Origin of the sequence: Niabella pedocola, from assembly GCF_021044425.1 — a bacterium.
In the GTDB taxonomy this organism is placed as follows: domain Bacteria; phylum Bacteroidota; class Bacteroidia; order Chitinophagales; family Chitinophagaceae; genus Niabella; species Niabella pedocola.
The window spans coordinates 355,736-378,299 of the sequence record NZ_JAJNEC010000006.1 but is presented as its reverse complement, the minus strand read 5'-3'; the positions used below and the strand labels follow the sequence as shown (position 1 = coordinate 378,299).

The following is a 22,564-nucleotide window of genomic DNA, read 5'->3' as shown; positions in this document are numbered from 1 at the left end:
TTGTTCTATGAACGTGCAGGCATTCCTTTTAAAATACGGCGAAACGATCACCTGGAGTGCGGTATTGATCCTGTTGTTTTTTATGAACACAGCAAGCAGTTTTTCGCTTTGTCCGTTCAGGGCCCTCGGTATCAGCTGGTGTCCTGGATGCGGCATCGGGCATGCCATGCACCACACGCTTCATCTTCATTTTGGCACGGCCTGGCAGGAGCATAAATTGGGCATTCCCGCCACTGCAGTGCTGATCTGGCAAACGATCAAATCACTACCTATAACCAACAAAAACAATAATTATGAACCAGGAACAAGTATTACGGGCCATCCCGGATATTGAATACGATGAATTAGTAACAATCCTCAACATCACCCGCGATATGAGCGTACCGCAACAGGAACAGTTCCTGATGCTTTATCAGCGGAGAAGAAAATCACGCCAGGAGCTCCTGTTATTATCGCTGCTGGGATTTGTAGGCGTGGCGGGTATTCACCGGCTCATTACCGGCGATATTGCACTGGGTATTATTTACCTGCTAACAGGCGGGCTCTGCCTGATCGGGACCATCGTGGACATCATTAATATTAATGCACTTACCACCCGTTATAACGCCAAACAGGCTTACGAAGTAGCCGCATTGATTGCTGCGGCCTTTAACCAGCCCCGTAACTTTTAATGCCTGCGTAGTCCTATTGCGGCACCCAGGTAGTAATTCCTGAGCGGTGCCGCATTATAATAGCGGCCTCCGGCAGCATTGATATCATTTCCCAGACTATAGGTTTCATTGAACAGGTTATCTACACCGGCATACACATTTATATCAACCGCCTTTACCGGTTTCCGGTATCCCAGTTTTATTCCCAGGAGGTGATAGGCCGGTGCTTGCGCCGCATTGGCATCATTTAAAAAAATTGCAGCGGCGGTATAATAGTTCACATCGGTATAAATGCCGGGCTTCAGGGCCAGGCCCAGTTGAGTGTTCAGCGTATTCATGGGTACGCCCGGCACCCATTTGCCGGAATAGTCCTGGCCTGTTTTCATAAAATCGCTGTACTTAAAATGGCTGTGTGCATAATTGGCGGTAATATTCAGATAATTCAGCAGGCCTGTGGGAAAGAAATGTATATAATTCGCATACAGCTCCGCTCCTTTCTGACGGATATTTCCGGCATTGGTAAAATAATCGGCACCGGAGGAATCGCGGCGCTGCACCAGTGCCTGGCTCAGGTTAAAATAAAAGCCGGTGGCTTCCAGGTGCAACTGCCCCTTCCATAATGATTTTCTTGCCGTAAGCTCATAATTCCATCCATGCTCTGCCTTCAGATCCGGGTTAATAATGGTGGTAGAGGGTAATACCTCTGCCACGGTTGGCGGCGAAAAGCCACGGGATACGGTGCCCAGCAGGTCTACCGGTCCAAACTTTTTCAGTACGGTGAACCGTGGCGCCACTTCGTTATTATAGCGGAATACCTGTTCGGTAACCGGATAGGCGTTCAAACGGGTAAACTGCAGCCGGCTCCGGTTCAGGCTAACACCAGCGGTATAGCTCCAGCTCTTCCATGAAAGGATGCCCTGGGTAAAAATGCTGTACGTGCTGATGGTGACATCATCATCTGTTTGCAGGGTATCCGGCCGGCCGTTCCTATTATCGGACACACGGATGGTGGAATAGCCCTGTTGGGCTTCCAGGCCCGTACTCCACTGAAGACCGGTGCTGCCCCATTTCCTGTCAAAATCAAATACCGTACGGCCTCCGAAATGCGGTTCTTTCCGTTGCTCAAAGTTGCGGACCGCGCTGTTTTTAACCAGTGCGTAGGCTCCATACCCCGTTGTAGTATTGCTCCAGTAAGGCCCGAACTTTTGTTTATGGGTTACCCCTGCCGTAAGCGTTTTTTGCCAGATAGCGGCATTGATCTGTTCTGCACCCGGAAAAGCTCCTGCTTTTGGGCGTGCTGCCTGCGGATTTTGCTGATATTCCTGTAATGTAAGAGCTCCCGGTGTTTGATAATACAGATCTGAAAAAAGCACAGAGGCGATCAGTTCCTGGTTCTTCCATTTCATCCGCGTATTCCAGCTGAAATTATTGCGCTGCATAGCCGATTGCGCGCGGTACCCATCGGACTGATCGTGCGCGTAGGTAACGGTATTGATGTAGTTATCTTTAGTCAAGGTGCCTTCCGCCAGGAGATGGTGTGCATTGTACGTGCCGGTAAAATATTCCACGCCCCCACCACTCTTTGTTGCTGCGGGAGGATCGATCAGGATCAGTCCGCCGGTGCCGGCGCCATACATACTCGAAGCCGGACCTTTAAAAATAGTAATCGCATTAAAATTATTAAACGCCAGCTGGTTGAAGTAGGTATTACCACCCGGATCAGTAAGCGGAATCCCGCCCCAATACACTTTTACATTTCTTACGCCAAAAGGTGAGCGCAGCGAGCTGCCCCGGATATTGATCCGGTAGCTTCCGGGCGAACGCTCTTCCATGCGCACACCTGCTATCGTATTCATAGCCGTAACCAATGCACTTTTGCTGGAAGGCACTGCATATTCCACCCGGCGCACCACGGCTGTTGTAATATCCTCCTTTTGCTGAAAGGCCCTTACAGTAACCGTAACGGGATCGATGGTTTTAACGGAATCGGTTTCCTGCGCAGCGATTACCTGCGTGTTTAGAAGAAAAAAGAAAAGAATTAAGTACCTCACGCTATAAAAATGCAACTTTTCAGGCAAACAAAAAAGATTCCGGGCTGATATCCAGCGCGCTGCAGCTCTGCCCATATTTCAGTATCTTCACCGTAAGCACATTTACTATTCGATAAAGCGTTTACATGGGTCGATTTGTTACCATAAAGGATATTGCCAAAAAGCTGAATATTTCCGTATCAACGGTTTCCCGTGCATTAAGAGACACGTATGATGTAAACCAGGAAACCCGGGAAAAAGTACTGGCCATGGCCAGCGAACTCAATTACCGCCCCAATTTCAATGCCACCGGGCTGGTAAACCGCAGTTCGCACAACCTGGCAGTGATCCTGCCCTTTGTAACCAATTATTATTTTTCAACGGTGATCACCGGAATCCAGGAAGTGGCTTATGAGCAGGACTACAATATCATCCTGCATATCACCAACGATGATCCGGAACGGGAGCTGTCCATCGTTAAAAATCTCGCCGTATCGAACCTGGATGGGTTGCTGATCGCTGTTTCTTCTGATTCAGACGCCTACAGTCATTTCCAGCAGGTGATCGATACCGGAGTACCCATCGTGTTTTTTGACCGGGTGCCGGATGCCATCCACACTTCCAAGGTCATGCAGGATGATTACAATGGCGCTTTTGAAGCAGTGGAGCACCTGATAGCAAAGGGGTACCGGAAAATTGCCCATATTGCGGGACCCGAAGGATTGGGTTTTACCCAGAAACGAAAAAAAGGATACCTGGACGCCCTGCAAAAACACGGCTTGCCCGTAAAAGAGCAATGGATCATTCATTCGGGCTTTTCACAGGAAAACGGGCAGTCGGATGCGGCTAAACTTTTCAGCCTGAAACAGCGGCCTGACGCCATTTTTGCTGCAAACGACCGCAAGGCAATCGGTGCCATGATCGCCCTGAAAGAACAGGGCATTCAAATCGGCAAACAGGTAGGTATTATCGGTTTTACCAACGACCCCGCTGCTACCATTGTTTCTCCCACGCTTTCCACCATTGCCGAACCGGCATTTGAGATCGGTAAAAAAAGTTGTGAGCTCCTTTTAAAACATATCGGTAAACGGAATTTCATCCCCGAGGAAGTAACCCTTCCGGGCACGCTGATCGAGCGGGAATCTACCCGGCGTTAACGGCATCCCTGCTATAAACAACGCGTCCTCCGATGATCGTTTTATGGATATGCACCTGCGCATCAAAAAGCACCAGGTCGGCATCCTTACCGGCAACCAGTGCTCCCTTTTGCCCATCGATGCCCATAATACGGGCCGGTGTAGCGGTTATCATCCGCACTGCATCCGCCAGCGGAACGTCTGCCAGGTTCACCATATTCCGTACAAGACGGTCGGCAGTGGCCACACTACCGGCAAACGAACTGCGGTCCGGGAGCCAGGCCACGCCTTTATCTACAATGACCTTTAACCCGTTTGTTTTGCCCCCCAGCACACTCTCGCCCTCCGGCATACCGGCAGCGCGCATGGCATCGGTGATCAGCGCAATCCGGTCGGCGCCCTTGATCTTTACGATCAATTTTAATAACGGTGCCGGCAGATGAATGCCATCGGCGATCACTTCCACATCCATTGCGTCGATCAGGTAGCCGCTTTCAATAACGCCCGCATACCGGTAGCCGTTCCTTCTTGAAACTCCGGACATTCCCGAATAAAAGTGCGTGGCGAGTGTATACCCGTTTTCAAAAGCGGTAACCACTTCATCATATACCGCGTCCGTATGTGCAATAGCAGGAAGTACGTTCTTCGACAGGAGAAATTGCCCCAATTCGATGGCCCCTTCCAGCTCCGGTGCGGCGCTCCAGCGTTTAATAGCACGGGAGTACCCGATCACTTCTTTATACTCTTCGGGATCGGGGTTACGGATATAACGCGGATCCTGTGCTCCGCGCTGGTTCATCGCAAAATAAGGCCCTTCCAGGTGCATGCCTAAAAGCTGTGCTCCATGTGTGTTCCGTTGTTGCGCACTTTCAAAAACATCCAGTGTATCCAGCAGGCGCTGCTTTTCGCTGGTAAGGGTGGTAGGATATAATGCTGTGGTGCCATACTGTGCGTGCGTTGCCGCTATTTGAAGAAATGCCTCTTCGGTGCCATCCATAAAATCATATCCGCCGCCGCCGTGTACATGCAGGTCAATAAATCCGGGAGCCAGGAAACGGCCTTCCGCATCGATTTCCAGGGCGCCGGGCAGTTCCTGGTTTTGCTCCCCCACATACACAATGCGCCCTTCTGCGGCTATTAATGTACCCTCGTTAATGATCCGCCGGGGCGTAAGAATCCGGGCATTGATAATTTTCAGATAACGTTCCATCTGTTTGAATTTACGACCATTTTTTTATACGGTGTCCATAGAATGCATAAAAAACCAGGTAGGCATAGCAGGGCACTAATACCCAGTACGCCTCACGGGTACCATGCAGGTCTGCCAGGTGGCCGTATACCAGCGGCAGGATACCGTTACCGCACAATCCCATGATCATCACCGAAGCCCCCAGTTTGGTAAACCGTCCCAATCCGTTTATAGCCAACGGCCAGATGCCGGCCCATATAAGTGAATTGGCCAGGCCCAGCAGCGCTATAAACCAGATGGAGGCATCGATGGTATGCCCCAGGAATGTACTGCTGCCTTTAATAAGAAGGATCAGTAATGAAAACAGAGTGCCCAGCAAGGTACATACCTGCAACGCCCGTTTCTGGCTGATGAACCGGGGTATGAGGATCACGCCCAGCAGGTACCCGCAGATGGTTGCAAACAACGTATAGGAAGGAAAAACCTTTGCCTCCAGCAAGGGCATGTGCATGGAAGTGGCATAGCCGATGATCGTATCAATGGAGATTACCTGTGTACCCACATGCAGGAAGATGGCAACGGCCCCCAGGATCAGGTAGGGAAAATCGAAAATGCTTTTTTTATCCGCATTTGCCCTGGACACCTCCGGATCTTCCTTTTCCGTATTGATCTCCGGCAATGGCGATTTCAGAATCAGCAGCCCCAGCAACAACAGCACAACGCCCACCACGAAATAAGGGACCATTACCCGCTGAATGAGTTCATCCAGCACCAGCGCTCTTTCGCCGGGTTGCATCAACGGAATCCTGTTGAACAGTTCCGTATCCGTTTTACGCAAAATAACGGCTGCAAAAATCAGCGGGGCCAGTATCCCTGCGCCTTTGTTACACACCCCCAGGATGCTGATGCGTTGTGCGGCCCGGTCGATGGGCCCCAGGATGGTAATGTACGGGTTGGCCGCGGTTTGCAGCACAGACAGCCCCACTCCCAGCGCAAACAAGCCGGTTAAGAACAGGCCATAAGTACGAACGGCGGCGGCGGGTATAAACAGAAAGGCTCCGATGGCCATCACCCCAAACCCAATGGCCATTCCCTTTTTAAATCCGGTTCGCTTTAAGAGATAAGAAGCAGGCACCGAAATAATCAGGTAGGAAATATAAAAAGCGAATGTAACAAAGTACGACTCAAAGGTAGTGAGCTCACAGGCGATCTTGAAATAGGGGATCAGGATAGAGTTTACCCAGGAGATAAAGCCGATCACAAAAAATACCACGGCAATGATGCCTATGGAAACCCCCACCTGTTTGTTTGTAAGTGCAGCAGCAGATACGTTTGTATTTTTCTCTTTCATATTTATCGTCGGGATCAGCCGGTTGATGGCTTTTGATCGTTTTTGCTAAGGTATTGATTATTGATGTGCTACTTCTTTTTAGCGCCCACAAATATCCGGTAACGTTACCGGGATCCTTGCCGATAACGTTACCGTTGTTTTATTCGCCGCCCGGCTTTCATTCCTCTTGGTTAATTGATACTTTTGATCATGCGATGTATGCATCGCTTCACCTTTTAAATTAAGTTTATTGCTATGGAATTGATCATACAAAACGATAAGTATGCCCTTGGAAATGCCGCCGGAACACAAACCGCCATCCTCATCCGCCGGGCTATTGAGCAAACCGGAAAAGCAAACATCATCCTTGCCACCGGCACCAGCCAGTTTCAGACAATTGAACAACTGATCCGGGAAGACATTGACTGGAGCAAGGTAGTGATGTTTCACCTTGACGAATACATCGGGCTTCCCGTTACCCATCCTGCGAGCTTCAGAAAATATCTCAAAGAACGTTTCCTGGATAAGGTAGGCCCGCTAAAAGCCTATTATCTCATAAACGGAGAAAACGACGCCGAAGCAGAGCGCCAGCGTTTAAACGGGCTGATCCGGCAATACCCTATTGATGTTGCCCTGGTGGGCATCGGGGAAAACGGGCACCTGGCGTTTAATGATCCTCCCGCCGATTTCCATACCGAAGATCCTTACCTGATTGTAAACCTGGATGAAAAATGCCGGCTGCAACAAATGGGCGAAGGATGGTTTGCCACCATAAACGATGTGCCGGCGCAGGCCATCAGCATGTCTGTAAAACAGATCATGAAATCTGCGCATATCATTTGCTCTGTACCGGACAGCCGTAAGGCGCAGGCCATTAAGAATAGCGTGGAGCAGCCGGTAAACCCGCTCTTCCCCGCAAGTATTTTACAGGAGCACCCCTCCTGCAGCTTGTATCTGGATGAAACCTCTGCCGCTTTGCTGGCGCCCGCCTTTAAATAAAACAGATGCCGGGCCGGATCCGCCATATCCTACTGTTACTGGCTATTGCATCGACCATAGTATCGGTGCATGCGCAACCCGCCGCCAACCGGCCGTTGGGGGCCATTCCTGCCGACGGATTGCCGCTGGCGCAGATCTTTGACGGAGGTGTTCCGGATCCATCGGTATATCTTCAGCATCGTAACAAGGTATACTTTATCTGGGGCTCCGGTCATCCAAAACAACCCGGTAACATTGTGGCCAGCCGGTACTTTCCTTCAGTACGCAACCCTGACCGCAAGCGCGATATCGAATGGTATAAAAAAAATCATCCGGACTGGATCCTTTACCAGGCAGACCAAACAACACCGGCCTATGGTTATATTTATGACTTTGGCGGACTCGTTCCCCTGGATGTTTCCAACCCGGCTGTAAGGCAATATTATCTCAGCGAATTTATACTACCGGCGGTGCAAAAGGGCTACCGCGTAGTAGCAATGGACAATGTAGACCTGGGCAACTGGCCGGGAGCCGCCGGCCGTTTTGTAAATGGAAAATGGGAGCAGCTTTATACCGGTAAAAAAAATGATACGGCATTCCAGCAAAGCATGATCAGCTGGATTCAGTTTCTTGCCGACCAGCTGCATCCCCTGGGAGTAGCTGTTGCCGCCAATATTAAGGCCTCCAGCGCGCCAATGGATGTGGTGCTGCGCATGATGCAGGGCGCCGACATCTGGCTGGACGAAAATGGTTTTACGCATACCGGCAAAAACATAACGGGCAAGGCCTGGGAATGGCAGCGTACTATTTTAGAACGGATAGTGCCTTCAAAAGGATATATATCCATTAACCAGATCCGTGGCACGATGGACCAGGCAGATCCCGCGCAAATTGAATGGGTGATCGCCAACTTCCTGTTGCTGCGCGGACCACAAAGTTTGCTGGCCGTAACCGGCTTTGAAAAGAAAGCCATTTACCAGGAGTTTCATTACCGGCCGGAGCTGGATATTAGTATAGGTGCTCCGGTTGAGCAAGCGCATCCGGTACAGCAGGTATGGACCCGGCGGTATCAAAATGGAATCGTTTACGTGAACCCTTCTCCGCAGGATACAGCGCGCATTGCTGTTCCCGGGGGCCACTGGAAAACCTTAAACGGTTCCTTAAAACAAAAAACATTGCAGCTGCAACCCGGATCGGGTATGATCCTTATAAAGGAATAAGGGCAGCGGTTACTTTATTTGCCGCAGTGTTCACCGATAAAATATATGCTCCGTCAGGCCGGAGCTCCTTGATAAAAAATTACAGGCATATGAAACAACGATTGAGGCTGGTTTGTACAGCAGTCGGAATATTATTATCGTTTAAAGCCCTCACGCAGTCATCGCCACCGGTGCAAAAGGCCGAGCCCAAATGGGCCGATGACTTCCCGGTGATCATGATCGGCAACTGGGATGTAAAACCAACCTTCCGTCGGCGGGTGGGTGCCAATCCCGTATGGATGGATAGCGTGTACCAAAAGGCCTCCACCGAAGTTCAGGTAAAAAAATACAAGGAAATGGGCGCCACGATGGTGATGGCTTTTTTTTACAAAGGGTTTGGACTCGATGCCGAAAAAGAGGAGATAGATGCATCACGGAAGCTGGCAGCGCTTTGCAAAAAATACGGGCTGAAAGTGGGTGTATATGTAGGCGCCACCATGCCTTATGAAACCTTTCTGCCCGAAGTACCGGAAGCAGCCAACTGGATTGTACCCCCTTATATGGGACAGGCCGTCACCTATGGCAGCCAAACCTTCCGCAAACTGGTATACTTTCAGCATGAGGGGTATAAGGCCTATATTAAACGGGTTTTAAAAATTGCCATTGAGGACCTGAAAGCAGACCTGATCCATTTCGACAATTCGTCTATACAGGCTATCGCCCCGGTTTTTTATCATCCGCTGGCGGTGGAACAGTTCCGGGAATTTTTACGCAAAAAATATACGCCCGAGCAACGCAAACAACGGCTCGGTTTTAGTAATGTAGATTATGTAGAGCCGCCTGCTTATTCAAAAAATATCAGCATCCTGCATGATCCGCTGGCACAGGAGTGGACTGATTTCCGTTGCCAGCGGTTGGCCGATTACTACGGGGAAATGGCCCAATACATCCGGAGCCTGAATCCTGAAGTGGCTGTAGAATGCAATCCGCACGGACTCGATGGGCGTAATGCGATGTGGAATGAGAGTGTTGATTTTCCGCGCATCCTGGCGCATACCAATTATTTCTGGACGGAAGGGGAACATACGGAACTCACGGCAGACGGTACGTTGCTTTCCAAGATCCGGACCTTTAAAATGGCGCGCACCCTGGATAACCGGGTGTTTACCAATACCAGCGACAGTAAATTAAAAATGGCAGAGATACTGGCTTATAACCGTGATGGCATCGGCCTGATCGGAGGCCAGGAAGAAATGGAAGGTGGTAACCACCGGTTGCCTTTGGAACTATCAGCCGATCAAAAAGATTATATACAGTTTTTCCGTGAGCATGTGGGGTATTATAGTCATACCAAGAACATTGCCGATGTGGCCGTGCTGCATACCTTTCATACAATGGCTTTTAACAACGACCGTCCTTATCAAAGTACCTTTCTTTTTGAACAAAGCCTTATCCAGGGCAGGATCCCGTTTGATATTATTTTTGATGAACAGTTAAAAAACCTGGAGCGCTATAAGGTACTGGTACTGGCAGACCAGGAATGTCTTACCGATGAACAGCAGGAACGCATCCGCGATTTTGTGCGTAAAGGCGGCGGCCTTATTGCCACCGAGCATACTTCCTTATACACCAGCTGGCATCAACGGAAAGACAACTTCGGTCTTTACGATCTTTTTGGCGTACAGGCACCGGAATGGCACAACCGTAGTACACCGGAGACTGTTTTAGCCGTAAAAGAACAACGGCGGGCAGTTGGCAAAGGCAGGGTTTGCTACCTGCCGGAAGTCATTCCCTCCCAACCGAAACCCGCCATGGCAGCAATGTCCGGGAAATTGTTCCGGCTTGCCAAAAACCATCAACAGCTGATAGCAGCAGTTCAATGGGCCTCCGGTGATGACCTGTCATTACAGGTAGAAGCTCCTGAAACGGTGACCATGGAATTGGTCAAACAGGAACAGCAGAACCGCCTGCTGCTGCATCTGGTGAACTTCAATTACAAAAACACGGGCGTGGAAAACATCAAGGTTATATTAAAAATACCGATTGGGAAAAAGATACAGCAGGTAACGGTATTAAGTCCCGACGGCAAAACCACCAACACACCGGCTTTCCGGCAGGAAAAAGGAATGCTTTATTTTACCGTGCCGCGGCTGGCGCTGTATGATCTGGTGGTGATGCGGTTTAAATAACGGTGCCGCCATCTGTTTAGATTGCTCACAGATGGCACAGATTTACACAGAAGGGTTTTGTACCGGCAATACATCGCTGAAGATTTCCCATGTGAACTGTGCGTACAAAATTTATCGCCTGCGCGGCCCCAAAAAGTCTTTGTGTTTCTTAGCTACCTGGTGTCTTCGTGGCGCTCAACAGAGCTCACAGATGACACAGTTTTATACAGAAGGTTTAGTTACCAGAAACCTATTCATGAAGATCGTCCATGTGAACTGTGCATACAAAATTCAGCGCCTCCGCGACCGCTTAAAAATCTTCGTGCTTCTTAGCGACCTGGTGCCTTCGTGGCCCTCAACAGAGCTCACAGATGACACAGTTTTATACAGAAGGTTTAGTACCAGAAACCTATTCATGAAGATCGTCCATGTGAACTGTGCATACAAAATTCAGCGCCTCTGTGGCCCGAAAAAGCCTTTGTGTTTCTTTTCGGCTTTGTGCCTTTGTGGCCCATCACCGCTCGCTTATTTCAGGTACTTTGCTACCGGTAGCTTCAATTCTTTCAAACCCGCCTTTGCCAGGCCTGCAATTTCAGTGGCTCCCTCGCCGGAGAGATGTGTATCGTCCTTCCGCCCCTTCGGCAGCTTGGTAAACTTTCCCGGCTCAATATACAGATACAGTTTCTTTGAATCTTCGGGACCGTATTGTTGCACCAGCGCCTTCGATTTTACATTCAGGTCAACCAACGGCACTTTCATCTCTGCTGCAATTTTCCGTACCTCCGCCGCATACGGTTCAAACGTATCGGGCAACACCTTCCCCTCTTTATCAAACTTTCTGCGGGTAATAGAAGTAAACAACACCGGTATTCCGCCCTTTGCTCTCGTTTCTTTAATATAACCTACCAGGTATTGGCGATAGGTGGTCTGTGGATCCGTGTGTCGCAGCGTGTCTGGTTTTTCATCATTGGGCCCGAACATAATAAACATATAGTCACCCGGTTTTACCGCATCAATTACTTTTTGCCACCAGCCCTCATCTTTAAAACTCTTTGAGCTTCTACCGCTCCGGGCCATATTGTGAATGGTTACCTGGTCTGTAAAGAATTGCGGCATCATCTGCATCCAGCCACGGATGGGATACCCTTCACCGCCAAAGCCATCCAGGTACCGCTGGTCATAATCACACATCGTAGAATCTCCGATGGAATAGATGGTGATCTTTTTTTGTTCCTTAAATGCGAACAGCAATACAACAAGGCATAACGCAAGGATTCTTTTTTTCATACGAGAAGATTTTGTGATCAATGATTGCAGAAATATAAGCCAATGTAGTTCTTTATATACCAAATCTGAAAGGAACACCCAAAAATATCACCGGTATCGTTATCGATAACGATACCATTAATTTTTAGCAGCACTGTGTTGCCGATCTGAAACAAAAAGATCTATCTTGTCTCTGAATAGAACGCATTGCTCCGGTCAACGGGTTTTATTTAAAATTGAGCGAGCCATTAACCAGGAACGTGGTTGCCAGTCGGGTAATCATCCCAACGTCCTTACCGGGTTATTCATTTATCAAAATATACCATGAATGAAAAGAATCGTAGTACTGCTTTTAATAAGTTTTAGTTTTTTATTTGCCCAGGCACAGGACAACCGGAGCATCAGCGGCGTTATATCGGATTCTGCCGGTAATACCCCGCTTGTAGGAGCCACTGTTCTGCTAAAAGGAACGGCGATGGGTACGCAAACGAATACCCACGGAAAATTCGTTCTCCAGATTCCGGCCGGTCACTCGGAACCCTTATTGCTGATAGAACATGTGGGATATGCCGCCCAGGAGGTGCCGGTGGGCAACGAGCGCACGCTCCAGGTTAAACTTTCCAGAAACATCGCCGAGATGGATGAGGTGGTCATGATCGGCTATGCTGCCGTAAAAAAGCGAGACCTTACCGGATCCGTATCCTCCATTACCAGCAAGGACCTGAAAGATATACCCGTAAACTCACTCGCTGAAGCGCTTACCGGCAAACTTGCAGGGGTGCAGGTCATCACTTCGGAAGGCGCGCCCGGTGCCGATGTGCAGATCAAAATAAGAGGCAACGGATCCATTACCCAGGACGCTTCACCGCTTTATATTGTAGACGGTGTGCAGGTGGAGGGTGGTCTCTCTGGCTTGTCGCCCCAGGACATCGAATCCGTGGATGTGCTGAAGGACGCCTCTGCCACCTCCATTTACGGAGCCAGGGGAGCAAACGGCGTTGTCATCATTACCACAAAAGGCGGCAAGGAAACCAAACCGGTGGTGAGTTATAACGGGTTTATCGGGCTCAAAAAACTGGCCAGTGAGCTGCCCGTATTGCAGCCATATGATTTCGTGATGCTTCAGTACGAGAAAAGCAGGGCTACCGATGAAGCCCAGCAATCGTTCCGCAATATCTATGGGAACTGGGACAGCCTGGGCGTGTATCAATCCGTTCCCTTCATCAACTGGCAGGAACGCACTTTTGGCAATGATGCGCTGATGCAAACCCACAACGTAGGTATTTCCGGAGGCACCAAGGCCACACAATACAACCTGAGTTTGACCAGCAATGGCGAAGACGGTGTAATGCTGAATTCCGGCTTCAACCGGAAGCTGGTTACCTTCCGGATGGATACGCGGGTAAGCAACGCCTTAAAAGTAGGATTCAATGTACGGTACACCAATCAGCGTATTGATGGCGCCGGCACTTCCGATGCGGGGGCTTCCACGTACAACCTGCTACGGCACACGGTAAAATACCGGCCCTTCATGCTCAACAACCTGTCGCCGGAAGACCTGGACGAAGCCTATTATGATGAAACCAACGCAGGAAATGCATTAGGTATCATTAACCCCATCCAGCTCAGCAATGCCCAATACAGTCAGAAGCTCAATACCATCACCAACCTGAACGGGTATGCCAATTATATCTTCAACAAACAGTTCTCTTTTAAGTCCACGCTGGGTGTAAATTATAATACCCAAACCTACAATACCTTCTACGATTATATTACCTCAAAAGCCCGTGTACAGGGGGCCAGCATGCCTATGACAGGGGTACTCAACAATAATGTTTACAATCTTTCCAATTCAAATGTGCTTACGTTCACCAATTCCCGTTCATCCGATCATCGCATTGATGCGTTGCTGGGGAATGAATTTTACAATGTAAAAGCCAGGAGTACTGATCTGCAACTGAAAAACTTCCCGGTAGGCATCTCCGCCGAAAAAGCCCTGAATCAGCAGGGCATCGGCACCATTGTGCCTACTTACCCGCAATCCGGCAGTTATGAAAGCCACCTTGTTTCCTTTTTTACCAGGATCAACTACGCTTATAAAGATAAATTCCTCGCCAACTTCAGCCTGCGGGCAGATGGTTCCTCCAAATTTGCACCCGGTCGTCAATGGGGTTACTTCCCCGCAGGCGCGCTTGCCTGGCGGATTTCGAAGGAAGCATTCCTGGAGAACAGTACGGTCATTTCAGACTTAAAACTCCGCGTGAGTTACGGGGCCACCGGTAATAACCGGATCGACGATTATCTTTATATGAATATTTTCAGTCCTTCCGCAAAATATGCGCTCAATGAACAGGTGGTACCAGCCTACAGGGTAGAAAATCTTCCCAACAAGAACCTGTCCTGGGAAACCACCGTATCGCGCAATATCGGGCTGGATCTTTCACTCTTTAAAAACAGGCTGCAGCTGACCGCCGATGTTTATAAGAACACGGTGAACAACCTGCTCATCGATGTGCCCATTGCTTCCTCATCGGGATATGTTACACAACTGCAAAATGTGGGCAATATCTCCAATCGCGGTATTGAACTGCAACTGAGCGGCAGTCCCATACAAAAGCCCGACTTTACCTGGAATGCGGCATTTAATATCGCCTTCAACCGGAACCGGATCGAACGCCTGGCCACCGGACTGGATCACCAGTTCTACAATTCGGGTTTTGGCATATCCGGCCAGCCCGCAGACTATATTGTACAAGTGGGCCAACCGCTGGGAACCATGTACGGCTATGTATCCGACGGATTTTATACGGTGAACGATTTTAATTATGATGCGGCATCCGGCGTGTATACATTGAAAGACGGGGTTACCAATGTATCAGGCGTCATTGGTACGGCCCAGCCGGGATGGATGAAACTGAAAGACCTGGATGGCAACCATGTTATTGATGAAAATGATAAAACAGTCATCGGCGATGCCAATCCCAAATTTTCCGGGGGCATGAACCAGCGGTTTACCTATAAACAATTTGACCTGGGTATATTTGTGAACTTTGTATATGGCAATAAGATCTATAACGCTAATAAGATCGAATTCACCAACGGCTATGGGTCGCATACCAATTCCCTGGCCATTATGAAAGACCGCTGGCGCACTGTAGACGCTAATGGCAACGTGATCCAACAGGTGGTGACCGAATCCGGTCAACAGGTTGTAAAAGGTATTGCGCCCGACCAGCTGGCAGCCATCAACCAGAACGCCAAACTCTGGATCCCTATCAGCGGTTCCGGTGCATGGTATCCTACTTCATGGGCAATGGAGGACGGCTCATTCCTCCGGATCAATAACATCACCCTTGGCTATACGCTTCCGGAAACGGTGGCCCGCCGGATCCGGCTAAAAAGCCTGCGGATTTATACCACGGTCAACAACCTGGCCGTGCTCACAGGTTACTCCGGTTATGATCCGGAAGTAAATACCCGGCGGGCAACACCTGTAACGCCGGGTGTGGACTATTCGGCCTATCCCCGGAGTAAAGTTTATATTGTTGGCGTAAATGTTTCACTGTAATACATGTTGATTATGACAAAACAACGTTCTTTCATATTGTTCTTTGGTGTTGCAGCACTGCTGCTGGCCTCCTGCAAAAAGTACCTGACGCTGGAACCCCAATCGGCATTTGGTGAAAAATATATTTTCAGTACCGTAGTAAACGCCCGCAGTGCCGTTCTTGGTGCATATGACCAGCTGGCGGGAGACCAGGGCTATGGCAGCCGGCTGAGCATGATGTATCCTTATGACAACGATGAGATGATCGGTGTTACCAACGCTTCTGCGCCGGACAATAGCTCCCGCGATCTTTCGCGGTACAACCTTCAGCCCACCAACGCACAGTTGCTGCAACCATTCAACCAGCTTTATTCGGGCATTGAACGCGCGAATATCTGTATTAAAAATATTCCGGCCATGGAACTGTACAACACCGGAACGGATGCCGAAAAAACGGAGCTTAGAAGACTGCATGGGGAAGCACTCACCCTGCGGGCACAGTTTTACTTTGAACTGATCCGTAACTGGGGCGATGTACCGGCACCCTTTATTCCCTCTATTGACCAGGCCGACCTTTTCCTGGGTAAAACAGACCGGGATATTATTTACGATACCCTGCTGGCCAATCTGAAACAGGCCGAGGAGCTGGTACCCTGGCGCAAGGCCGTAGCCGCTGATGAACGCATTACCAAGGGCACCGTTAAAGCCCTGCGCGCGCGGCTGGCATTATTCCGCGGCGGTTATGCCCTGCGCCGGTCCGGAACGATGGAACGAAAGCCCGATTACCTCGATTACTATAAAATTGCGCGGGATGAATGTTATGACCTCCTGCAGCACAGAGACCAGCATACGCTAAACCCCAGCTTTCAATCGGTGTTTAAAGACGGTATCGATGCGTATAAAATTGATCCGTTTGGAGAAGTGCTGTTTGAAGTGGCCATGGCCCGTGAAGTAGACAGCAAGCTGGGATACTATGATGGGCCGCGCTTTTACATCCCGGGAAATACGGCGTTATTGGGCAACGGATCCGTACGGGTGATTCCGGTATATTTTTATTCATTTGATTCTACCGACACCCGCCGTGATGTAACCTGCGCTCCATACTACAACAACGCGGACAATTCAAAAACGGTGCAAACCCTGGTAAATATGACCAGTGGAAAATTCCGTTCCGACTGGATCACGCCGGCATTGACATCTGCGATACAGGCCACCGGTATTAACTGGCCGATCCTGCGTTTTTCAGATGTATTGCTGATGTTTGCCGAAGCCGAAAACGAACTCAATAACGGTCCTACGGCCGATGCCATACAGGCATTTGAGGAGGTACGGAAAAGAGGGTTCAAAGGAAATGAAAGCCGCATCGGTACCACTCCTTCCGATAAACAGGGATTCTTTGATGCGCTGGTGAGAGAGCGTTCCTTTGAATTTGGAGGCGAGGGCGTCCGCAAATATGACCTGATCCGCTGGAACCTGCTGGCCCAAAAAATAAGCGATGTGCGAGATAACTACACCAAGCTGATGAACTTCCAGGCCCCTTATGATAAAATACCGCAATATATGTATTACCTGCCGGGATCGCAGCAGGTAGTATTTGCCAATTCATTATACCGGCCTTCCCCTTCCAGTGCTACGGGATACACCCGGGTTAACTGGACACGATCCATCACTGCGGCCTGGGTCACCAACGTAGCCCAACTGTACAAAGCCAATCACAGTGAGCTGTTACCCATCCCGCAACCGGTGATCGACGCAAATCCGAAGATCACGCAGGACTATGGGTATTGACCGGTAACGGAACTTTTTATTTCTTCTTTTTAAATGAGGCCGGGTGCCTCATTTTTTTTTGGAGAGTTATTGGCACAGATACGCTGATACAGCAAACCGGCCATCTTCGGTACCGTCTGCACCGCTGTGGCCACAGCGAAAAAGTGCCCGATTTATTTCCTGCGATTAATACGCCTGATGTTTTAATTTTGCGTTTGGTTTCTACTAAACGAAAGACGCATGAAAAAAATATCCTTCCTCTTCCTCGCTGTGCTGACCCTGTGCTTCAGTTGTAAGCATACCGATAAAAAAAGTGATAATTCTTCGGGCAGCGACTCGTTGGCCTTGGCGCCAGCTCCGGACAACTACTACCTCCAATATGAAGGCACCATTGGCGATCAGCCGGCGGTGATGCATGTGGTTAAGTTCGGAAACACATACGATGTAAACTATACATTAAATAACGAGGGGCAAACCATAGACCTGCTCTTTCAAAAAGACAGCCTGCTCAAAAACGACAGTTTATCCTTTATCGAATTTGCACCACGCGCGCTGCAGGATGATTCGGCCGGCACCGATGCTGCATTGCACCTGCTGATCCGGACGGATGGCATCACCGGTTTTAAATTCGGCAGCAAAACGGAGCGGGTCCAGTTTCGCCCAACGGAAGGTGGTAGCGCCTTTGTGCCGGTGGGTTATATCGATTCGATCCGGATCACCGGTTTTAAAAAAGATACGCCCACAGCCTTTACCAGCCTGGTATTGCTGGAACCCGGAAAAGCAACGGATACCTGGTTTACCGGGCTGCTGAAAAAAAATATCCTGGGTGCCCAAACAACGGATACCGCATCACTGCAAACCGCGCTGACGCAATTCGGAAGGAGCTTTATTGAAAACTTCCGCGACGATATCGATACCATGAAGGCCGCAGGCAATGAAGATGAAGCACCTTTTTCAATGATGCATTATGATCAGCAGATCAGTTCAAACCTTATCTACAACAATAATGGCTATGCCATTCTCAGTGTGGGCAATTATGCTTATACCGGCGGCGCACATGGCATGTACGGTCAAACCATGCTTTGCCTGGATATGCAACAGCAAAAAGAACTGGCACTCAGTGATGTACTGCACATCGATTCTGCAACCCTTCAGCCCATCCTCGAACAGCATCTCCGGACACGCTATAAGATAGCGCAAAATAAACCGCTTACCGATATTCTTTTTGATGAGCGGCTGGCCCTTACAGACAATTTCTATTTTACTCCCAAAGGCATCGGGTTTATTTACCAGCCTTATGAAGTAGCCGCCTATGCATTTGGCCTGATTGATATATGGGTCCCCTATACGGAGCTCAGACCTTATCTGCAAACGGCGTTCATACAACGGATGGGTATCTAAAATTAGTTTTCTTTAACAAATGACGAAGAACGCACTAACTTATTTGATAGTATCTTAGCGCAAATGGTAAAACTGCTTACACTGTGTAGCTGTCTGCTGTTTGCGCTGAAGGTTTCAGCGCAGTCTGACAGTGCTGCTTACAAGCCTGCTTCCGCACAAACAGCCATCCATAAAATGAGCGATTATATTTCTGTCCGCAAAAAAAACGGCATTACCGTCCGGAACTTTTATGCCGGCATGGATATCCATTTTTTGGGAACAGATGGCTTCTCCTATGATGGTCCGATTGACGCCATTGCCCGGGATACTGTTTTTATTGCATCCTATAAAACCACGCGGTATCAGAATATACTGGGTTATGTGGTTACAGATACCTTACGGAAAGATATCATTCCCTTCCACTACAAAGAGATCAAAACCATTTATGTACCCCGGAACAGAGGAAGGAAAACCGTATGGGTGCCGCTGGGCGGATTGATGGCCCTGGGAGGTTTTGGATACGATGTATTGAATATTATCAATGGCATCCGTGCAAACGAACCTGTTTTTAAGGGCAAGAACCTGGCGGGCCTCGGTATTGCTACGGCCACCTCGGTTGCGGGCATCTGGTTACTGAAAAAAACAACCAGTACAAAGAACCGGTACCGGATCGTATATGTGGATATGCAATGATCATTGGGGTACCACGCCTAATGTGCGGAACCGCCCATCATCTTAACCCGGCATGTAACTCCGGAACTTTCAATTTGAAGATTTGGAAATGTGGGAATGACGATTCGTTGCTGTGGCACAAACGTTAAGGCATCTGCTATTAATTTTCCTACGACCTTTAATAAACCGGGATCAAAATTATTTTTATCTCTTGGCGGGGCAGTGAGGAATAATACCAGTACCTCTTATTCCTGTTGCTGCCTTTGCGGGTAGTTTGCCCTTCGCGGTTAAATTTTAAACGCAAGGGGCGACAGGATTATGCTAAGAACGAAAAGGATTTTTCCATGGCCCCTGTTTCCGGCTGCTTTGCGACCATTGCGTTTAAAAAACAAACGGCTATTCCGCCTTAATTCTGAATTTTGCTGAAGAAATCGGCCGGCCGCAACCGGATACCGAAATTATAGGGCGTATGATCCAGGCCGCGTTTGTACATACTTTTAAACGCATAGGATCCGTATAACGTAACCACTCCCAGTGTAAGATCGCCCACATAAGACAACTTCCAGGGGTCGAGCTCAAAATTATCCTTAGCCTTCAGTTTTCCCTCATCAGAAGTAATGGTCTTATTCCTGGCGGCATATAAGTACCCCACGCTAACGCCCGCACTCAGCTCAAAGGGATACAAACGGTCCGGGGTAAAATTAAAATTCAGCATCAGCGGTATGGTAATATAATCGGCCGCAAGTTTATTTTTCCGGTAGCTCCGGCCGGGCGTTTCATCCATTGAAACCACCGGAGGGTTTACCACATCTGTTGCCGGACGCGGATTAAACCGTACCGGGTTTTTAAACCGGTAATTGTTCAGTTCAAGCCCCAGCCCGTATTTCAGGTTTAAAAAATGATGGATCAAATTATACCGCTGGGTAACGATCCACACATTGATATTCCTCGATTTGAAATACTTCGTAGTAAACCATTGTTCATTACTTCCGGGGGCATAGGCCTGTGCCGCTTCACCTGCATAAGCAGTACCATCCACAAAATTCGACATGCCAATATCTACCATTCCCCACTCGGTTGTTATATTCCTCAGGCTCTTTTTTGTGTTGATGCTTTTTAAAAAACCCTTCTTGGGTTCCCGCTCCACCGGCTTATTATCGCGGATGATGGTTACGCCGTTTATCACAAGGGTGTCCGGTGTATCCTGGGCTCCGGCAACGGCTGCCCACGCAATCAAAAAAGCTAGCAGTAATGTTCGTTTCATCTTTATACAAATCAATGGCATTACAAATCTGTTTGCTGCAAAATCTGGTTTATTCAATAAATAAAGATAGGAAAGAACTTGTTTATAAAATTATAAACCTACACGTACGCCAACGGTATACGGCGTAAGGTCCAAGCCACGTTTAAACATGCTCTTGGTGGCAAAAGATCCGTACACCCCCAGGTAACCCAGGTTTACCTCGCCTACATAAGAGATCTTCCAGGGATTTAAACTGAAATCGTCTTTGAACTTATGTTTCCCTTCATCCGAATTGATGTATTTGTTACGGGCCGAGTAAAGATACCCGGCACTGATACCGGCACTGAATCCAAATTCTTTGCTGGCCTTTATCCGTACGTTTTTACGGTTCACCTCTACCACTTTACGGTTCTTAACAGGGAAGGATACATTCAACATCACCGGCAGTGTAAGATAATCCGCTGCAAGCTTGCTTTTTTTGTAGGTACGCCCGGGGGCTTCATCCAGGTATACCACTGCAGGAATGGCGGCATCCGTAGCCGGGCGGGGGTTTAACCGTACCGGGTTCTTGAACCGGTAGTTGTTCAGCTCCAATCCTAACGAGTACTTCAGGTTCAGCACATGGCGTACCATATTGATTTTTTGCGACAGCAGCCAGATGTTTACGTTCACCGACTTTCCGCTCCTCAGGTCCAGCCAGGAATCGGTCGCTCCCGGGGCAAATGCCTGTGTGGCTGCATCCGTATACAGGGTATTGTCTACAAAATTTGCAAACCCCAGGTCGATGCTGAACCAGCTGGTGGTTACATTTTTTACCCGGCTGGCTTTTACCCAGGGCTGGCCGTTTCCGGTGATGATTACCGAGTCCTTTTTACTCGTAATTATCTTTACACTGATTTCGGTTGTATCCGCACCTTTTTTATCCTGCGCCTGCAGGCAAAAGGGTGCCATTAAAATGGTCCATACAATGATCCTGATCGTTTTCATTTTTTCTATTTTACGTTCACTGCAAAGCCTGCAATGGTTACCTGGCCGTCACCGTCTGTCAGCGCTCCCGATACCCGCTCCTCAATGCGTTGCGTTAACTTTTTGAATAAGGATTTTTTTTCTTTCGGTTGTTTTTCTTCGTTAGTTACAACGGCCTGATGTACGGAAGGATCCTGTTTCAGTACAGCCGGCGGGGTGTTTTCCATGTTGTTGATGGCTACGTCTGCATCCGGGCGGGAAACCACATCGGTACTGCGCAATACCGGTGCGGGTGGCCCTGAAACAGCGGGGGTTGATTTCGCCGGCGCTACCGTTGCAACGACAGCTGCGGTTGTGTTGCCCTCTTTTTTGGGCCTCCGGCTTTCATTTCCAGACTCATCCGGCGCTTTGTAAACGGCAATTGCGGTTTCCCTGCCAGGCGGTGGCACCGTATCGGCTGCAGCACTGTCCTCCCCAGGAAGGCTGGTCCTGTTGTTTCCGGGTACACTGTCCTGCGGCCGCTGAGGTTTCCCTTCCGCCAGGGTTGCACGATTGTGTTGCTGCTGCATCCATAAAGCAGCGCCCACCGCCATCATCACCAGGGCTGCTGCCGCAGCTACCCTCCACATGTTGAGGGATATCCGCTTGGAGCTCCTGTACAGACGGGCCTTATCCGGAAATACAACGCTCAGGTCCGGCTCAGCGATGGTTTGCTCAAATGCCTGCAGCCGCTGGGCCAGTTCCGGAGACGGATGCTGCAGCGCTTCCGAAACAGCTGCCGGAACAACCTCTTTATCCAGGTAAGACAGCAGCGCTTCATCGGTAATGGCTGCTGCGCCGAAAAGCAATTTCGATTTACCGGGAAATACCATTTCAGGATCCGCAACCTGCCGGGTCCGGAGCAATTCGTCCAACAGCGGCTGGGTTTCCGGGTGCTGTTGCAGAAATGTTTCCACCTCGGTCCGTTCATTTCCGCTCAGTTCATCATCCACATACAGGAGGAAATACGTTTCATAATTGGTCGGATTAATTTTTCCTTGCAT

17 protein-coding genes are annotated in these 22,564 nt (G+C 49.2%); 10 read left to right on the top strand and 7 right to left on the bottom strand.

Annotated features, from left to right (window positions below; all coding sequences use genetic code 11):
- The first annotated feature begins 7 nt into the window (after positions 1-7).
- Both LQ567_RS20915 and LQ567_RS20910 read left to right on the top strand, forming a co-directional pair.
- Positions 8-334 carry a DUF2752 domain-containing protein gene (locus LQ567_RS20915; RefSeq protein WP_231007704.1) on the top strand — a complete coding sequence of 109 codons (327 nt, stop codon included), beginning with the start codon at positions 8-10 and terminating at the stop codon, positions 332-334.
- Complete coding sequence (locus LQ567_RS20910) at positions 294-671, top strand: TM2 domain-containing protein (protein ID WP_231007703.1); 378 nt, start codon at positions 294-296, stop codon at positions 669-671. The genes LQ567_RS20915 and LQ567_RS20910 overlap by 41 nt, the downstream gene beginning before the upstream one ends.
- On the opposite strand, the gene LQ567_RS20905 is transcribed toward LQ567_RS20910, so the two are convergent.
- Entirely contained in the window at positions 668-2,701 is a 2,034-nt protein-coding gene (locus LQ567_RS20905) for a TonB-dependent receptor family protein (protein WP_231007702.1), read from the bottom strand. The two genes, LQ567_RS20910 and LQ567_RS20905, sit on opposite strands and share 4 nt — an antisense overlap.
- 125 nt (positions 2,702-2,826) lie before the next feature.
- Between LQ567_RS20905 and LQ567_RS20900 the strand changes: the two genes are divergently transcribed.
- Positions 2,827-3,837 carry a LacI family DNA-binding transcriptional regulator gene (locus LQ567_RS20900; protein WP_231007701.1) on the top strand — a complete coding sequence of 337 codons (1,011 nt, stop codon included), beginning with the start codon at positions 2,827-2,829 and terminating at the stop codon, positions 3,835-3,837.
- Here LQ567_RS20900 and nagA read toward each other — a convergent pair.
- A complete protein-coding gene (gene nagA, locus LQ567_RS20895; RefSeq protein WP_231007700.1) occupies positions 3,824-5,026 on the bottom strand; it encodes an N-acetylglucosamine-6-phosphate deacetylase in 1,203 nt (400 codons plus the stop codon). The genes LQ567_RS20900 and nagA overlap by 14 nt on opposite strands.
- 10 nt (positions 5,027-5,036) lie before the next feature.
- A complete protein-coding gene (locus tag LQ567_RS20890; protein WP_231007699.1) occupies positions 5,037-6,356 on the bottom strand; it encodes a sugar MFS transporter in 1,320 nt (439 codons plus the stop codon).
- 234 nt (positions 6,357-6,590) lie between these two features.
- Between LQ567_RS20890 and LQ567_RS20885 the strand changes: the two genes are divergently transcribed.
- From LQ567_RS20885 to LQ567_RS20875, 3 genes are all read left to right on the top strand, one after another.
- A complete protein-coding gene (locus LQ567_RS20885) occupies positions 6,591-7,334 on the top strand; it encodes a glucosamine-6-phosphate deaminase (protein ID WP_231007698.1) in 744 nt (247 codons plus the stop codon).
- Positions 7,335-7,339: 5 nt separating this feature from the next.
- The gene (locus tag LQ567_RS20880) at positions 7,340-8,533 is read left to right on the top strand and encodes a putative glycoside hydrolase (protein ID WP_231007697.1); all 1,194 of its coding nucleotides are present in this window, start codon (positions 7,340-7,342) and stop codon (positions 8,531-8,533) included.
- A gap of 89 nt (positions 8,534-8,622) precedes the next feature.
- Positions 8,623-10,701: a beta-galactosidase trimerization domain-containing protein gene (locus LQ567_RS20875; RefSeq protein WP_231007696.1), complete on the top strand. Its 2,079-nt coding sequence runs from the start codon at positions 8,623-8,625 to the stop codon at positions 10,699-10,701.
- Positions 10,702-11,205: 504 nt separating this feature from the next.
- Here the strand turns inward: LQ567_RS20875 and LQ567_RS20870 are convergent.
- Complete coding sequence (locus LQ567_RS20870; RefSeq protein ID WP_231007695.1) at positions 11,206-11,967, bottom strand: rhamnogalacturonan acetylesterase; 762 nt, start codon at positions 11,965-11,967, stop codon at positions 11,206-11,208.
- 307 nt (positions 11,968-12,274) lie between these two features.
- Between LQ567_RS20870 and LQ567_RS20865 the strand changes: the two genes are divergently transcribed.
- The 4 genes from LQ567_RS20865 to LQ567_RS20850 all read left to right on the top strand — a co-directional run bounded on the left by LQ567_RS20865 (position 12,275) and on the right by LQ567_RS20850 (position 19,333).
- Positions 12,275-15,514 (top strand): SusC/RagA family TonB-linked outer membrane protein, encoded by a 3,240-nt coding sequence (locus LQ567_RS20865; protein WP_231007693.1) that lies wholly within the window; start codon positions 12,275-12,277, stop codon positions 15,512-15,514.
- A gap of 12 nt (positions 15,515-15,526) precedes the next feature.
- Positions 15,527-17,281: a RagB/SusD family nutrient uptake outer membrane protein gene (locus LQ567_RS20860; RefSeq protein WP_231007691.1), complete on the top strand. Its 1,755-nt coding sequence runs from the start codon at positions 15,527-15,529 to the stop codon at positions 17,279-17,281.
- Between the two features lie 219 nt (positions 17,282-17,500).
- Complete coding sequence (locus tag LQ567_RS20855; protein ID WP_231007689.1) at positions 17,501-18,661, top strand: DUF3298 and DUF4163 domain-containing protein; 1,161 nt, start codon at positions 17,501-17,503, stop codon at positions 18,659-18,661.
- A gap of 63 nt (positions 18,662-18,724) precedes the next feature.
- A complete protein-coding gene (locus LQ567_RS20850; protein WP_231007687.1) occupies positions 18,725-19,333 on the top strand; it encodes a hypothetical protein in 609 nt (202 codons plus the stop codon).
- A gap of 385 nt (positions 19,334-19,718) precedes the next feature.
- On the opposite strand, the gene LQ567_RS20845 is transcribed toward LQ567_RS20850, so the two are convergent.
- The 3 genes from LQ567_RS20845 to LQ567_RS20835 form a co-directional block, all read right to left on the bottom strand.
- Positions 19,719-20,576, bottom strand: a complete 858-nt coding sequence (locus LQ567_RS20845; RefSeq protein WP_231007686.1) for an outer membrane beta-barrel protein — start codon at positions 20,574-20,576, stop codon at positions 19,719-19,721.
- Between the two features lie 90 nt (positions 20,577-20,666).
- Entirely contained in the window at positions 20,667-21,542 is an 876-nt protein-coding gene (locus LQ567_RS20840; protein WP_231007684.1) for a PorT family protein, read from the bottom strand.
- Between the two features lie 5 nt (positions 21,543-21,547).
- Complete coding sequence (locus LQ567_RS20835; RefSeq protein WP_231007683.1) at positions 21,548-22,564, bottom strand: anti-sigma factor family protein; 1,017 nt, start codon at positions 22,562-22,564, stop codon at positions 21,548-21,550.

Excerpts from the sequence above, each read along its gene's own strand:
- LQ567_RS20915 (WP_231007704.1), top strand. The coding sequence starts at position 8 with ATGAACGTGCAGGCATTCCTTTTAAAATACGGCGAAACGATCACCTGG.
- LQ567_RS20910 (WP_231007703.1), top strand. The coding sequence starts at position 294 with ATGAACCAGGAACAAGTATTACGGGCCATCCCGGATATTGAATACGAT.
- LQ567_RS20900 (WP_231007701.1), top strand. The coding sequence starts at position 2,827 with ATGGGTCGATTTGTTACCATAAAGGATATTGCCAAAAAGCTGAATATT.
- nagA (WP_231007700.1), bottom strand. The coding sequence starts at position 5,026 with ATGGAACGTTATCTGAAAATTATCAATGCCCGGATTCTTACGCCCCGG.
- LQ567_RS20890 (WP_231007699.1), bottom strand. The coding sequence starts at position 6,356 with ATGAAAGAGAAAAATACAAACGTATCTGCTGCTGCACTTACAAACAAA.
- LQ567_RS20885 (WP_231007698.1), top strand. The coding sequence starts at position 6,591 with ATGGAATTGATCATACAAAACGATAAGTATGCCCTTGGAAATGCCGCC.
- LQ567_RS20880 (WP_231007697.1), top strand. The coding sequence starts at position 7,340 with ATGCCGGGCCGGATCCGCCATATCCTACTGTTACTGGCTATTGCATCG.
- LQ567_RS20875 (WP_231007696.1), top strand. The coding sequence starts at position 8,623 with ATGAAACAACGATTGAGGCTGGTTTGTACAGCAGTCGGAATATTATTA.
- LQ567_RS20870 (WP_231007695.1), bottom strand. The coding sequence starts at position 11,967 with ATGAAAAAAAGAATCCTTGCGTTATGCCTTGTTGTATTGCTGTTCGCA.
- LQ567_RS20865 (WP_231007693.1), top strand. The coding sequence starts at position 12,275 with ATGAAAAGAATCGTAGTACTGCTTTTAATAAGTTTTAGTTTTTTATTT.
- LQ567_RS20860 (WP_231007691.1), top strand. The coding sequence starts at position 15,527 with ATGACAAAACAACGTTCTTTCATATTGTTCTTTGGTGTTGCAGCACTG.
- LQ567_RS20855 (WP_231007689.1), top strand. The coding sequence starts at position 17,501 with ATGAAAAAAATATCCTTCCTCTTCCTCGCTGTGCTGACCCTGTGCTTC.
- LQ567_RS20850 (WP_231007687.1), top strand. The coding sequence starts at position 18,725 with ATGGTAAAACTGCTTACACTGTGTAGCTGTCTGCTGTTTGCGCTGAAG.
- LQ567_RS20845 (WP_231007686.1), bottom strand. The coding sequence starts at position 20,576 with ATGAAACGAACATTACTGCTAGCTTTTTTGATTGCGTGGGCAGCCGTT.
- LQ567_RS20840 (WP_231007684.1), bottom strand. The coding sequence starts at position 21,542 with ATGAAAACGATCAGGATCATTGTATGGACCATTTTAATGGCACCCTTT.
- LQ567_RS20835 (WP_231007683.1), bottom strand. The coding sequence starts at position 22,564 with ATGCAAGGAAAAATTAATCCGACCAATTATGAAACGTATTTCCTCCTG.